Here is a 12,565-nt window from a genome sequence, read left to right as displayed (position 1 = left end):
GCACCGGCTTTATTCTCATTCCCCCATTAAATAAAAAAATGCACTCGCCTGCTGGCTTGTGCACCTTTTACTTTCTGTTATTCCTGCGTTTCTTTACTTTATTGAGCTTATTAAGGTCTTTTTCAATTTTTCTTATTCTCTGCTTTTGCGGCATGGCTTTTATTTCACTGTAAACAGCAATAAATCCGCTTAAAGTCACTGCTGCAATATAAATGAAACGGTGTTTGATAAAACGGTCAACAAGATCATAGTCACCTGCTTCTTTTTCAAGCCTTTCGATTACATCTTTATCGAATAGCTGATCGACATAAACTTGCTTCATCCCCACTGCAAATCCCGCAGCCAGCCATACAATCAGAAACAAACTGATATAAAACATAAAAACCCTTCCTTCCCCGTCTGTATGAGGTGCAGCATGAAAATGTGCCGAACCGATTGTTTACCGGACGAGAGACTGTCAGATGAACTATTGTCTTTGTTTTATATTATTCATTTGGACGGGCAATATGTAATGTCATAATCTACAGTTAGAAATTGAATCCCAAACAGCCACATTTCGTGAACAGCTGTTAACCTGCTTGCACCCGCCGGAGCCTTTATAAGAAAGGTTTCAGATAATGGAAGCGGGCAGGTCCCGACTTTTGTTCTAAGATAAATCCCTTCATCCCCAGCACCGCTTTTTCTCCGCCTGCTGGTCAAAATCAGGTTCTCTTTGTGATGATAAGGCTTTAAAATGCCTGTCATGTTACTGAAAGGAAGCGGCAGAGAAATATTCATGTACCCTTCCCCTTTTGAGCGATATACAGAATATAGCGCGGTGAAAATGGTTTCGCTTTTTTCATTTGTTCTGATCCAGGCACGTACCTTTTTTCTTCCGTCTTTTTTTGAATGGACACCTTTTATTGTACTGTGCATCCTATACCAGTCGGGATTCGTTGACAGATGTATTTGTCCGGTTCTTTTGCTGATGTATTCATACATTTTCGCAAAGGGCTGAAACCAAGTGCTCCACGTCACTTTTGCTTTTACCTCATAATCTTTCGTCTGTTCATAAAAAGAAACAATCAACGGTGTCAAATCCTCCGGTGAAAAATCGTTTGAACGAAGGCTTCTCATATCATCCACAAGTCCGCTATATTGAATGTTATTTTCAGCGTGAATGTTGTGCAAAAAGTTCTTTCCGATTGTTCTCTTTCCGTATATACGGCTGAAAACCTTGACACTCGCATCCGATAGCTGAGGATTTTCTTTTCTCCATCCTGCAAGAGCCGGCAAAATAACACCGAATGCGTTCACGACACCGTGTATCCAAATCATTTGGCTGATGGTCAGCGTGACTTCTTGCCGGAATACACCAAAAGAGTAAATGAAAGAGAAACAGATCGTTATCATTAACACGACAGAAGACAGTCGGATAAGCACTTTTCCTGTCTTACTGCGAAAAGCTGTCTTAAATATTAAGTATGAGTTAAGATAAAGTGCCGCCATATAGATACCAACCGCCAAGATATCAAGTGTTTTTGAGTATGTTATTCCGAGTGCGATAAGGAGCGGCGACAGTAAAATAATCCATGTCACCCAACCGTACATAACCCGTTTTTCTCTATTGACTCTGCCAAGTAAACCATTAAAGATCGGGATCAGAAAAGCAGAATAGTGAAAATGAACCGCTGTGAGCAAAATAATAAGAGGACCGAAGTGCAGGATATGTAAATGCGCAGCATAGGCAAAAAACCAAAATCCCCCTCCTCCTAAATAAACGAGTCCAAATAAAATAGATGTTTCTTCGATTCTATGTATTTTTGTTTTCAAGAGCCGCAACAAACCATATAAAGCCAACAAAGCAGTGTATATCCACCAGATCAGTGCAAAATACCCCACGTCGGTCACAAGGGCTAATACCGCGAAAACAGCTGCTGCCGGATAGATGTGCATCAATAATTTTTCCGAAAATTGAATAGTCCTGTGAGCTGATTGATGAAAAACAAAAGGAAAAATTCCCGGCACAAAAAAGAGAATGGAAAACAAGACAAGCGCCTCCGCAACTGATATGTCGGGAGCTTCAGATACAAGAAACCAAATGAAACAAAGCGCACTAATGATGCCGTTTCGTTTTAACATACTTCTCCCTCTGTTTCCTGAAACGTCCCTTTATAATAAAAAAGAGTTCCCAGAATTGCATTTTCCACATGAACTTGAATAGTGAAACAGTTGTTGCTTTCATCAAAAGTTTCGCAAACAGTGGAATTACCGCCCAGCCATTTTGGCAAAGGAATTTTTTTTCGCATATTAATAGCCATTGCTTTCCTGATGTAATGTGGAGAGACCCGTCAGAGAGTGCTTCAAAAGTTAAAACGGACAGCAGAATATGAGGTTGACCGAAAAAATCAAGTATTCGTTTTTCATTTTCGTCGTATACCATAACTGCATCAAAGAAACGCTTTTTATCTTTAAAGAGAAAAGTCCGATTCCATTCAATCCCCGTATGTTCCTGCTTCGTAAGACATGTTCTGTTTTTAATTGTAAAAGGGATGTCCTTTCCTCTTTCTGAAAAGAAACATCTAAAAAACACTCCGCACTTCAGCAGCATTCTGACAAAAAAAGAACCTCCGCTTATTTCTGACATCGTTCCTCTTCCGCTGAATGTATGTGACCTGTCTAATTGATAACGTTTCTGCAGCTTGGGATGTAATAGATGATAATTTATAATTGTTTTTTTATATATTGAACTCACCATTTCACTTCTTTCTTTTTCGTTTCGTATGCCGAGCACTTGGAAGCCGGAGACTGATCAAGCCGCTTGCCGCAGTAATCACACTTAACAGTAAAGAATATATTCCAGCATCTAGAAAAGCGAAGACAGCAAAGATACAGGTCTGCACAGCATGAAGTGTCCATTTTCTCTTTAATGGACTCAGCCATAAAATGCCCAATCCTATCTTCGCAGCTCCTGCCATGTTGTTCGTTTCAAGATCTATAAACCCGTGGTAAAACCAAAACAGACTAAAAAACAAGCACGTCAGCATATAGACAAACGCATAACGGATCAATTGTTTCGGATGTTTATTTTGTTCAATCCAAAGTCTCAATGAATCAAAACTCCATGCTGTTGCCCACCCCAACAGCGGCCGAAATAATAAACGGTCAATCCATCTTCCTAGAAAGCCATATGCCGTTTCATATTGATACTGCGTCATAAATGTAAGCTTCCCGTTATCATGCTGTATGTATTTCCAATACCCGCTGCCTTTTTTAATCAGGGATAACGGATGGTTGGAGGAAAAGGCCAGGGAGGATACTCTTTGAGAGGAATGCAATTTCGTTCCCACGGTTTCACCAGCACCTGACACCTTTAATCCAAATCCAATTCTTGTCTCGTAAAGAAACCTCTGCGCTTCATTTACGCTTCTATGTAAATATGTAATGTCAGAAAACCGCAGATCCCATTCCTTATGTAGCGATGGGTTTTGCGTATATTCCCAAAGCTTGTCCAGGTCAGATATCATCTCGATTTCGACATAAATCGGCTTCTGTTTCACAGCCCCTCCTCCCTTCTTTTTCTAGCAGTTCCTATATTAGCATATTTATAGTATTAAAATATATTAACGTTAAAATTTGAGTTCAAAGCCTTCTACATCATCTGAAACCTCCACAGGTATCCCCATAATGGTTTTAGGTTTGGAAACGTAAACAAAACGCATCTCTTCTTTTAACTGCTGAAGTGTGCTTTCATTAACTACAATTTTCGCGGGTTTTCCCGGACTATTATCAATGGCCGCTTTTATTTTTCCGAGCACGCAGAACCCTCCTTCTTTACATTCTTATCACGATAGAAAAAGCAGAGATATCAGCATAATTTCATTAACTACAGCCAAAATGCCTGAGACATATGCTATGCTCTTCTTTTTTTTCAGAAAAACAGCACATTGGCCAATAACACAAAACTGATCAGTGCACAAATACCCGAAATGCTAATTGATTAAAAAGAAATCTATGTTAATAAAAGCATATTGCAGCCAGACAAATCATCAAGATCGTGAAATTTATAGAATGAAACACTTGCCGACAACAGATTCAGCATAATTCATGCTCACTATGGACATGATTTCGTTTGATGATATAAAATTTGCTTGAAAGTATATATTGGATAAAGAGGAGCAATATATGGATAAATATCAAGAAAAAACATTACCGGACATTACGAAACATGTAACATTAGAGGCGCCTATTCAAAAGGTTTGGGAGACAGTCTCAACTTCAGAAGGCATAGCCAAGTGGTTTATGCCGAATGATTTTCAGCTGAAGGAAGAATATAAATTTCATTTACAATCACCATTTGGACCATCACCTTGCAAAGTTTTGACGGTTCATGCTCCCGGAGAGCTTTCTTTTGAATGGGATACTGATGGATGGATTGTTACATTTCAATTAACAGACGTAGGGAACAAAACAGAATTCACTCTCATCCACAGCGGTTGGAAGAAGCCTGATGAAATGATCGGTAAGGCAAACGAGAAAAGCTCAGTCATTCGGGATAAGATGGATGGCGGCTGGACAGGCATTGTGAATGAACGACTTCGCAAGGCTGTTCAAGAGTAAGGTATTTCATTGCTCATACAGTATAAAAAGAGAGAGCTCCCTCTCTCTTTTATTCATGACATAGTTATATTCACTGAACTGTATCTCCGAATCAATCGTAAAACGTAACTGTTTTTGATTTACCAGAGTAATCAGTAACAAAGAACTCTGCCTTGTTATTGCTTCCATCTACAAATTTCCCGATACTGCTAAAGGTATGACATTCTCCGGGTGAAAAATAATTAGAACCCACATATTCATCAGGGTTGTCACCAGCATCATCCTCATATAGATGCAGCGATACGGAGAAAGGTGTACTTCCTGAAAGACAAACTCTAAAATCGCCTCCGCTCGAGTATACCGTCGGACTTGAATAAGTATAGGTGTAAGTCCCAAGCTTATCCCACTCTCCGGCTCCAGCAGTTCCCGCTTTTTCTGCATGTGCAGATAATGGAAAAGCGACAGCGAACATGAAAACAGACAGGCACCCTATTAGCTTATTGCATCTCATTATTAATATCTCCCCCTTATTTTGATCATGGGAACTTACAGTTATATATATCACCCCCCTTTAAATAAAATTGCAGGTATGTGTATGGCATTGGAAGCTTCATACGTTTTATCATCAGCATTTTTTCCTGAAGAAATCACATCATTCTCCCTTCGCCTGTGTTATACAAAATATTCAAAACAGACGTATTCTCATTTGAACCGCCATCTTTTATAATTTGTTAATAAGGGTTCGTACTTCAAACAAGAGGAGGAGAAGCATCATGGAATTAAGCGTCACAAAAATTTTAGTTATTTTATTTGTGGGTTTTTTAGTGTTTGGTCCTGATAAGCTGCCTGCGCTTGGCCGATCTGCCGGAAAAGCCTTATCAGAATTTAAAAAAGCGACCAGCGGATTGACTCAAGACATAAGAAGTAGTGGTTCAGAAAACAAAGAAGACAAGCAAATGTAAGGTAAAATGATTTGGCCGATGCATATCGGCTTTTTTTATATTGTTGTTTCTGCATGATCCCTCAGTTTTCCTCTGATTATTCCTCAACTTCTTTTTTTGGACAGCCCTTTTTTACTTTTGCAATTTAAACTGTCCAATCCGCAAACTCTAACTTCCATATAATAAAGCGTATGATCATAAAAGGAGGGGTATTTATGGGTTATTACAAAAAATATAAAGAAGAGTATTATACGGTTAAGAAAACGTATTACAAGAAGTATTACGACTATGACAAAAAACATTATGATCACCATGACAAAAAAGATTACTACTGTGATTATGACAAAAAACATTATGATCACGACAAAAAAGACTATGACTACGTTGTAGAGTATAAAAAGCGTAAGAAACACTGCTAAAACTCCATTTAATCTCCTCAATTTTGCTTCCCCGGTCAATGGCCGGGGGTTTTTTTGCAGAAAAAACTATGTAACTTCAATGTCTAAACGAATCATAGGTCTAATTTGTTAAAAAAGGATAAAGCTTTTTTACCTTTGGTGAATGTCTTACAATTATTATTTGCTCCTTAATGCCGATTTTTTAATAAAAATTGAACATTTGGTACATAGTTTAATTAGTTTATTTTTAGATCTATGGTGTCAATATATAAACATAACCCCTTCATAAACAAGAGATTTTAACGATTTTGTCGATTTATCTTAATAAAAGAAGTTCCAAAATAAGGTATAATAATTGGCGAAACCACTTTTAAAAGGGGGAATTTTGTTGAAAAAAGTATTAATTGCAGGTGCAGTAGGAACAGCTATTCTTTTCGGAACTATTTCTTCAGGAGTTCCAGGAGTTCCAGGTCTTCCAGGAGCAGACACTCAAGTGGCAAAAGCGGCTTCTCAGCTGCCTAAGGGAATCGGCGGACGCGCCTACCTAAACAGTACAGGCGCTGTATTCACGGCTAAAATTAAGCTTCCCGACACTGTGAACATCCAAGACTCTGTCTCTACCCCTTATATTTATTCAGGCTTTAGCGCAAAAAACGGAACTGAGGCAGATATCGGCCTTCAGTACAGCAAACAATACAACGTCTGGAAACCGCTCATGAAAGTCGGTTCTAAAAATGCTGAAACGTATATCGAAGGAAAAGAGAAATTCACTTATAATAAAGGCTTTCGTCCCGGAAGCACAGTGCAAATGACGATCTACAAAAACTTGAACGGGAATACTCGCATGACCCTCTGGGGAACGAACAATGACGGCTATACCGGACGTATTATCATGGAAATTCAAGAAACAAACATCGGCACTCTGTCGAAATGGAAAACACTTGCCACCGCTGCGGTTTCAGCTGAAAGCCAGCGCTCTGCCATTAAAGCAACTTTTTCAACAACTTTTAACAATATCACAATCGACAATAAAGCAGTGACACCTGTCGTAGATACACAGGATTTTGCAAAAGTCCTCCCTTCTGGAAATAATGTCACGATTTCTGTTAATAAATAAGGAATTGCTGCAAAGGGCGCCGGCAATGCCGGCGTCCTTTTTTATTGTATAACCTAAAAATTCAATCCACTGAATAAAATGATGATTCCAATACTATGATGTCATCATTTACCACATTTTCTCTCTTTACGAATTAATAAATTCCCTCTCTTTTTTCTTGTTTAGCTTAAAAGCTATTAAAATGTTGATTAATGCAGCTGGGAAATATAAAAAACCTACTCCTAGAATACCTAAAATTGTACTTGAACTTATGATAAAACTTTTTGTCATCTCTTGACTGTCAATAAAAATAAGAAGGCTAATCAATCCTACTAATACATCTTCGAACCCTGCGTTACCCACTGCATAAGAATCGTCTAACATTCCATTCAGCTGTCCGATGATTGAGATGACAATAGCAGTAAAACTTGATAACAAGGCAAGTCTTTTTATTCTTCTCTCATCTTTTTCATATATTTAATCCGGTACATATTAACACTTCTTAACGTGCGTCAATGCTTGAATTTCCCCTACTTAAATGTTTTCAATTTCTCTTGCCCCTTAATGACTACTACCATTGAATACACCGCAGAAGCTAATCAGACTCTTTTAATACCTTGGCTCTCTAACGAAACCGAATAGGTAAAGTGTATTCAAGTCTGCTACGGAGTTGGAGTGAATCTTTTCTTAAATTAAAAGGGCTAATGACATCTTTCCTTACATTAATTTTAGTATTTTTTCTTTTGTTATAGTCCCATTTTTTAAATCAGCGCTGGAATCTGAGCCACTGCTTTTATAGACATTAACTAATTTCCCTATTTTCCATCGATTTCTTGTTCAAGACTTACTTATCTTTGAAAACTAATATGGATTTAAAAGGAATTCTAGCAACAAATACAGAATTGGAAAGATAAGCGCAAAAGGCGCTACAGAAACTGCAATACTGAAAACTGCGCTTATATTAAAAGAAAGAGGTGTCTTTAGAATGGTTCATTTTAAAAACTACCCAGATCCTTCTCTAAACGCCAAATCTGAGTCACACCCGGAATATACTTCTGAAATTGAACATGTCAAGGAGAGAATGCAAAACCTTATTAAGCATTCCGTTACAGATCAAAACGTCGAAGTTACTGACGCAAGGGTGACGGCAGAAGGAGAGATCACCTCTCTTTTAAAAGAACGTCTTGACAGAGAATACCATAAGCTTTTAAGTAAAATCACCCGGGAAGTAAATGTGGAAGACTTCGGAGCTGTTCCCGATGGACGAGACAATACAGAAGCTTTTCGAAAAGCAATCGGTAATGGTCGCGTCAAAGTAAATGTTCCTGCCGGAGAATATCTGGTTCAAGGGATTAAACTTCCGTCCTGGACAACAATTGTAGGGCAAGGTAAAGGAATTACCGTAATTAAACTTCATGAAGACACTCCCGCTCATGAATGGGTAATCACAAATGATGATTACCAAAATGGGAACCGCAATATTTTTGTTCAAGGAATGTCATTAGACTGGAATCCTAATAGACAATGCGGTGTGAAAAATCCTGGTGGTCAATTCTCCAGCTGTTTAACTTTTGCTAAAGTTGAATATGGATGGATTAGAGACGTGGAAGCCATTAACGCAGGTCTTCACGGTATTGATATTACATCCCCAACGTACGATCATTTACCTGATACCGACTGGACTAAAGACGGCTCAAAATATATTTGGATTGATAACTGTGTGGCATATGGTTCAGGAGACGACGGCATTACTACCCATTATAGTGAATACATCTTTATTTCAAATTGCCATTCCGGTAATCCGCGAGGAACGGAGTTTGCAGAGGGTGTATCCAACTCCAACGGAATAGAAATCGACGATGGGTCTAAGCATGTGTGGCTTTTGAATAACTTTACAAGCGGAAACATTCGTGGAGTAGAGGTTAAAGCGCATGCAATGTGGCCAGCCTCTCAAAATGTCCATATCATCGGCCATGTTTCTTATCGTGATGTCCGGGCATTTGATCTTCGTCATATTGGTCATCATCAAGCCACGGATCCTGAAAGCACAACGGCTTATGATGTCACACTCATTGATTGTTCAGCAATTGAACCGGTTTTCAACTCTCTTTATGAAGCTGTCACGCCAAGAGCGCTAGTTGTTTCAGCATATAAAAACGTTAATGTAAGCGGATTCACAGCAATTGGTGATCCCGACTATGACTATAAGGAAAATCCTATCGTAGCTTTGCAATACCGCAGTCAGAATATCACCCTTAACGGTATTAAAATTCGCGGATTTAAAAAAGCCGGTGTTGATATTCATTTATCAGGCGGGTCAAATAAAACTGATTATATTAAAATTTCAAACTTTGATATTTATCAATCTGCTCCAAAAGGAATTTCAATCGGTGGCGGTCTCTATAATGTGAATATACTAAACGGTACAATGATTGCTGATAATGGAGCGGTCGGAATTCAGTCGCCTAATAATCAAACCGTCATTCTCGGTGTACAGGCAGAAGGTTATAGTGCGGCGGTCACCATCAAAGGTCAAACATACCAGCATGTACCCATTAATTTAAAAGGCGGCGCACAGCTTGCAACAACCTCTGGCTTCGCCTTTAACCAAACGAGCGCAGTTATCGCTGGTACCGGAGACATTACGGCGAAGGGAGAAAGAAATGCGGTCATCGGCGCTTCAGGAGGCTCTAGCACAGAAGGCTCCCGGGCATTAATCGCTTCTTCAAACAATGCCCATATTAAAGGAAACAATGTTTCAAGAACAATTTTGTCTTCTGAAAGTATTATACTGGAAGAACCATACACCGTGGCAGGAGGCCATCAATCAATGAAATGGCTTCTTGACTCAGTTGGAGGAAACGGGACATTTGCAGGAGCGATCAGTTCTTCCTTAAATGGATATGGAGAGTATTTTGAGAGTTCAACTGGGCAGTTAATCCAGACAGGTACAATCGTAACTTTAAGAGGTGAAAAAATAGCGCCCGCCCACGTGGGTGATTATATGCTTGGAGTTATTTCGGAAACAGCAGCTTTCATTTCAGGAGCATCCAGCTTCGTCTGGCAGGACCGCTATTTGACTAATGAGTTTGGCGGATTCATTTATGAGGATCTGATCGACAAGGAAACCGGTGAATTGATGCGTGTGCCAAAACAAAATCCAGACTATGATGCAGCGCTGGAGACCGCTTATCATTCACGGGCTGTAAGGGACGAATGGCATGTGGTTGGACTGGCGGGACAGCATTATGTACGTATTGACGAAACTGTGGGCCAAGGAGACTATCTTACTGCGCATAATGGGATAGGAACAAAAGCATCTGAAGGAACCTGGAAAGTAATGAAAATCACTACCATTTACACTCCGGAAAGAGGGTATGGCATCGCACTCACCGTCATTAAATAGTGAGAGTCTGGAACAAGTTCATTATACTGATGAAAGATTAAATGATATCAGTTTTTTTCATTTCCTGTTGGTTTAATATCAAGATATCTCAAGCTATAATAGCCCAAGATTCAGGCTCATTTTCTTGAAACTTGGGCTTCATGACCACTTCATTAGAAATCAAAAATACGTAAACCTAAATCACAATCATTTTATAAACATCCTTGTTTTGATCCCTATTCCCTTCTTCACATTTCCGGGAAGGTTAACATTAACCAACATTGCATTTTTACATCAGTATTTAAAAATTCCGTGCATTCCGATTAAGGTGCTAATACTATCCAATACAAGGTACTCACCTTTTTTATACATATCATTTTATAACTCTTAAATCTTTGGAACGACTTTTATATCTTTAGCCTTAAAGCTTTCTTGCTACGCATAACGTTGAATGTTTCCGCATCTTTGATTTCCCCTATGTTTTTTATTCAAATAATTCGTTCTTCACTTGCTGCATCATACTCCCCTTTTTGATTTTCATATACCAACCCTGTACAATATTCAAAAAACCAAAAGGATGATGAACATGTGTGGCAGATTCACTTTATTCTCAGAATTTGACGACATCATTGAGCAATTCAACATAGGTCACTTCCTGCCTGAAGACGAATATCACCCCAGCTATAATGTCGCGCCATCACAAAACATCCTTACCATTATTAATGATGGATCAAGCAACCGCCTTGGAAAATTAAGATGGGGTCTCATTCCTCCTTGGGCTAAAGATGAAAAGATCGGTTATAAAATGATCAATGCTCGTGCTGAAACATTGGCCGAGAAACCCAGCTTTCGAAAACCGCTTGTCAGCAAACGCTGCATCATTCCGGCCGACAGTTTTTATGAATGGAAACGCCTTGATCCAAAAACTAAGATTCCTATGAGAATCAAGCTGAAATCATCCAATCTGTTCGCTTTTGCCGGCTTATACGAAAAGTGGAATACGCCTGAAGGTTACCCGCTCTACACTTGCACAATCATTACGACAAAACCTAATGCGCTTATGGAAAATATCCATGATCGAATGCCGGTTATATTGAGTCACGATCATGAAAAAGAATGGCTGAACCCTAAAAATACAGATCCCGATTTTCTCAAAAGCTTGCTTTTGCCATATGATGCTGATGACATGGAAGCATACCAGGTTTCATCATTAGTTAACTCACCTAAAAACAATTCACCTGAGCTTATTGAAGCCCATTAAGTACCCTGCCAGATTGCTTTATATATCACCTTCGCCTAAGCAAAATAAACGAACGTGTACATGATTCAAAAACAACCCCTTATGTGCCATGCGTTATTTTTAAACCATAGTTACTCAATGATTCAGTCGGCTGCCCAATTTTTAAATTGAATCGATTAAAGATATAGAGCGTTTCTCTGTTATGAGGAGTGCTTTTTTCTTGTTCAAAGTGAAAAGGATAGTTTTAAAACAACAAGAAAATAATCTATATCAATACTTTTTTATTGTGAAACGATAAATAATATGTTAAATTCAAATCGACAATATTAGGTGAGGTGCTTTTTATGAAACGAGGATCAACACTTTTTTTAAAGATAGCTGTTATTCTTATTGGAATTCCAGTTCTTGCTCTGTGCATATTTTTAGTGCCGGAGATAGCGAACTTTGCAGAGGAATTGTATCCAGATATTTCTTATCTGAAATATCTTGTTTATATCGATTTGTATGCAGCGGCGATACCTTTTTATTTCGCTCTGTATCAAGCCTTTACACTTTTAAGCTATATTGACCGGAATAAAGCTTTCTCGAAATTATCAGTAAGAGCTTTAAAGAAAATAAAATACTGTGCAATCACCATCAGTTTTTTACTTGTGGCAGGCATGCCACTCTTCTATCTCATCGCGGAGATGGACGACGCTCCAGGTATTATACTAATCGGATTGGTCCTTATTTTTGCCTCAATGGTTATCGCAGTCTTTGCTGCTGTTCTCCAAAGGCTTTTGCAAGAAGCTATAGATATAAAATCAGAAAATGATTTAACAGTCTGAGGTGAAAACAATGGCAATTATAATCAATATTGATGTGATGCTGGCTAAAAGGAAAATGAGCGTAACGGAACTGTCTGAGAAGGTTGGAATCACGATGGCT

General features: G+C 38.8%; 14 protein-coding genes and 1 pseudogene. 8 read left to right on the top strand and 7 right to left on the bottom strand.

The annotated features are described in order from the left end of the window. Positions 1-67: 67 nt before the first annotated feature. From CJU60_RS12315 to CJU60_RS12295, 5 genes and pseudogenes are all read right to left on the bottom strand, one after another. Positions 68-379, bottom strand: coding sequence for a hypothetical protein (locus tag CJU60_RS12315; RefSeq protein ID WP_095713918.1), 312 nt, complete (start codon positions 377-379; stop codon positions 68-70). A 110-nt stretch (positions 380-489) separates the two neighbouring features. Then, a complete protein-coding gene (locus CJU60_RS12310; protein ID WP_095713917.1) occupies positions 490-2,121 on the bottom strand; it encodes a YndJ family protein in 1,632 nt (543 codons plus the stop codon). Further along, positions 2,115-2,734: pseudogene (locus CJU60_RS12305) on the bottom strand (DUF4166 domain-containing protein). The gene CJU60_RS12310 and the pseudogene CJU60_RS12305 overlap by 7 nt, the downstream one beginning before the upstream one ends. A gap of 4 nt (positions 2,735-2,738) precedes the next feature. Next, on the bottom strand, positions 2,739-3,539 hold the full coding sequence (locus CJU60_RS12300) for a hypothetical protein (protein ID WP_095713916.1): 801 nt from the start codon (positions 3,537-3,539) through the stop codon (positions 2,739-2,741). 69 nt (positions 3,540-3,608) lie between these two features. Continuing rightward, complete coding sequence (locus CJU60_RS12295; RefSeq protein ID WP_059335696.1) at positions 3,609-3,797, bottom strand: hypothetical protein; 189 nt, start codon at positions 3,795-3,797, stop codon at positions 3,609-3,611. Positions 3,798-4,164: 367 nt separating this feature from the next. Between CJU60_RS12295 and CJU60_RS12290 the strand changes: the two genes are divergently transcribed. Further along, positions 4,165-4,599, top strand: a complete 435-nt coding sequence (locus CJU60_RS12290; RefSeq protein ID WP_095713915.1) for an SRPBCC family protein — start codon at positions 4,165-4,167, stop codon at positions 4,597-4,599. Between the two features lie 91 nt (positions 4,600-4,690). Here CJU60_RS12290 and CJU60_RS12285 read toward each other — a convergent pair whose 3' ends face one another. Next, positions 4,691-5,089 (bottom strand): hypothetical protein, encoded by a 399-nt coding sequence (locus CJU60_RS12285; protein WP_059291751.1) that lies wholly within the window; start codon positions 5,087-5,089, stop codon positions 4,691-4,693. Positions 5,090-5,351: 262 nt separating this feature from the next. Between CJU60_RS12285 and CJU60_RS12280 the strand changes: the two genes are divergently transcribed. The 3 genes from CJU60_RS12280 to CJU60_RS12270 all read left to right on the top strand — a co-directional run bounded on the left by CJU60_RS12280 (position 5,352) and on the right by CJU60_RS12270 (position 7,034). Next, on the top strand, positions 5,352-5,540 hold the full coding sequence (locus tag CJU60_RS12280; RefSeq protein ID WP_024121563.1) for a twin-arginine translocase TatA/TatE family subunit: 189 nt from the start codon (positions 5,352-5,354) through the stop codon (positions 5,538-5,540). 194 nt (positions 5,541-5,734) lie between these two features. Then, positions 5,735-5,938, top strand: coding sequence for a spore coat protein CotC (locus tag CJU60_RS12275; protein WP_024121562.1), 204 nt, complete (start codon positions 5,735-5,737; stop codon positions 5,936-5,938). Between the two features lie 364 nt (positions 5,939-6,302). Next, positions 6,303-7,034, top strand: a complete 732-nt coding sequence (locus CJU60_RS12270) for a YrpD family protein (RefSeq protein ID WP_141243781.1) — start codon at positions 6,303-6,305, stop codon at positions 7,032-7,034. A gap of 126 nt (positions 7,035-7,160) precedes the next feature. On the opposite strand, the gene CJU60_RS12265 is transcribed toward CJU60_RS12270, so the two are convergent. Then, positions 7,161-7,466: a hypothetical protein gene (locus CJU60_RS12265; protein ID WP_024121560.1), complete on the bottom strand. Its 306-nt coding sequence runs from the start codon at positions 7,464-7,466 to the stop codon at positions 7,161-7,163. 532 nt (positions 7,467-7,998) lie between these two features. Between CJU60_RS12265 and CJU60_RS12260 the strand changes: the two genes are divergently transcribed. The 4 genes from CJU60_RS12260 to CJU60_RS12245 form a co-directional block, all read left to right on the top strand. Continuing rightward, entirely contained in the window at positions 7,999-10,419 is a 2,421-nt protein-coding gene (locus tag CJU60_RS12260; RefSeq protein WP_095713913.1) for a peptidase G2 autoproteolytic cleavage domain-containing protein, read from the top strand. Between the two features lie 565 nt (positions 10,420-10,984). Next, entirely contained in the window at positions 10,985-11,659 is a 675-nt protein-coding gene (locus CJU60_RS12255) for an SOS response-associated peptidase (protein ID WP_095713912.1), read from the top strand. Positions 11,660-11,982: 323 nt separating this feature from the next. Continuing rightward, the gene (locus CJU60_RS12250) at positions 11,983-12,465 is read left to right on the top strand and encodes a DUF2975 domain-containing protein (protein ID WP_095713911.1); all 483 of its coding nucleotides are present in this window, start codon (positions 11,983-11,985) and stop codon (positions 12,463-12,465) included. 10 nt (positions 12,466-12,475) lie between these two features. After that, positions 12,476-12,565, top strand: a 90-nt coding sequence (locus CJU60_RS12245) for a helix-turn-helix domain-containing protein (RefSeq protein ID WP_176471081.1), incomplete at its 3' end; no start/stop codon positions are given.

The organism is Bacillus sp. 7705b, assembly GCF_002289525.1.
Classification (GTDB): Bacteria; Bacillota; Bacilli; order Bacillales; family Bacillaceae; genus Bacillus; species Bacillus halotolerans.
Note: the sequence above shows the minus strand (reverse complement) of the source record. Positions and strands in the feature narration are given on the sequence as shown.

What these genes read in the sequence shown, in the direction of transcription:
- CJU60_RS12315 (WP_095713918.1), bottom strand. Translation starts at nt 379, where the DNA reads ATGTTTTATATCAGTTTGTTTCTGATTGTATGGCTGGCTGCGGGATTT.
- CJU60_RS12310 (WP_095713917.1), bottom strand. Translation starts at nt 2,121, where the DNA reads ATGTTAAAACGAAACGGCATCATTAGTGCGCTTTGTTTCATTTGGTTT.
- CJU60_RS12290 (WP_095713915.1), top strand. Translation starts at nt 4,165, where the DNA reads ATGGATAAATATCAAGAAAAAACATTACCGGACATTACGAAACATGTA.
- CJU60_RS12285 (WP_059291751.1), bottom strand. Translation starts at nt 5,089, where the DNA reads ATGAGATGCAATAAGCTAATAGGGTGCCTGTCTGTTTTCATGTTCGCT.
- CJU60_RS12280 (WP_024121563.1), top strand. Translation starts at nt 5,352, where the DNA reads ATGGAATTAAGCGTCACAAAAATTTTAGTTATTTTATTTGTGGGTTTT.
- CJU60_RS12275 (WP_024121562.1), top strand. Translation starts at nt 5,735, where the DNA reads ATGGGTTATTACAAAAAATATAAAGAAGAGTATTATACGGTTAAGAAA.
- CJU60_RS12260 (WP_095713913.1), top strand. Translation starts at nt 7,999, where the DNA reads ATGGTTCATTTTAAAAACTACCCAGATCCTTCTCTAAACGCCAAATCT.
- CJU60_RS12255 (WP_095713912.1), top strand. Translation starts at nt 10,985, where the DNA reads ATGTGTGGCAGATTCACTTTATTCTCAGAATTTGACGACATCATTGAG.
- CJU60_RS12250 (WP_095713911.1), top strand. Translation starts at nt 11,983, where the DNA reads ATGAAACGAGGATCAACACTTTTTTTAAAGATAGCTGTTATTCTTATT.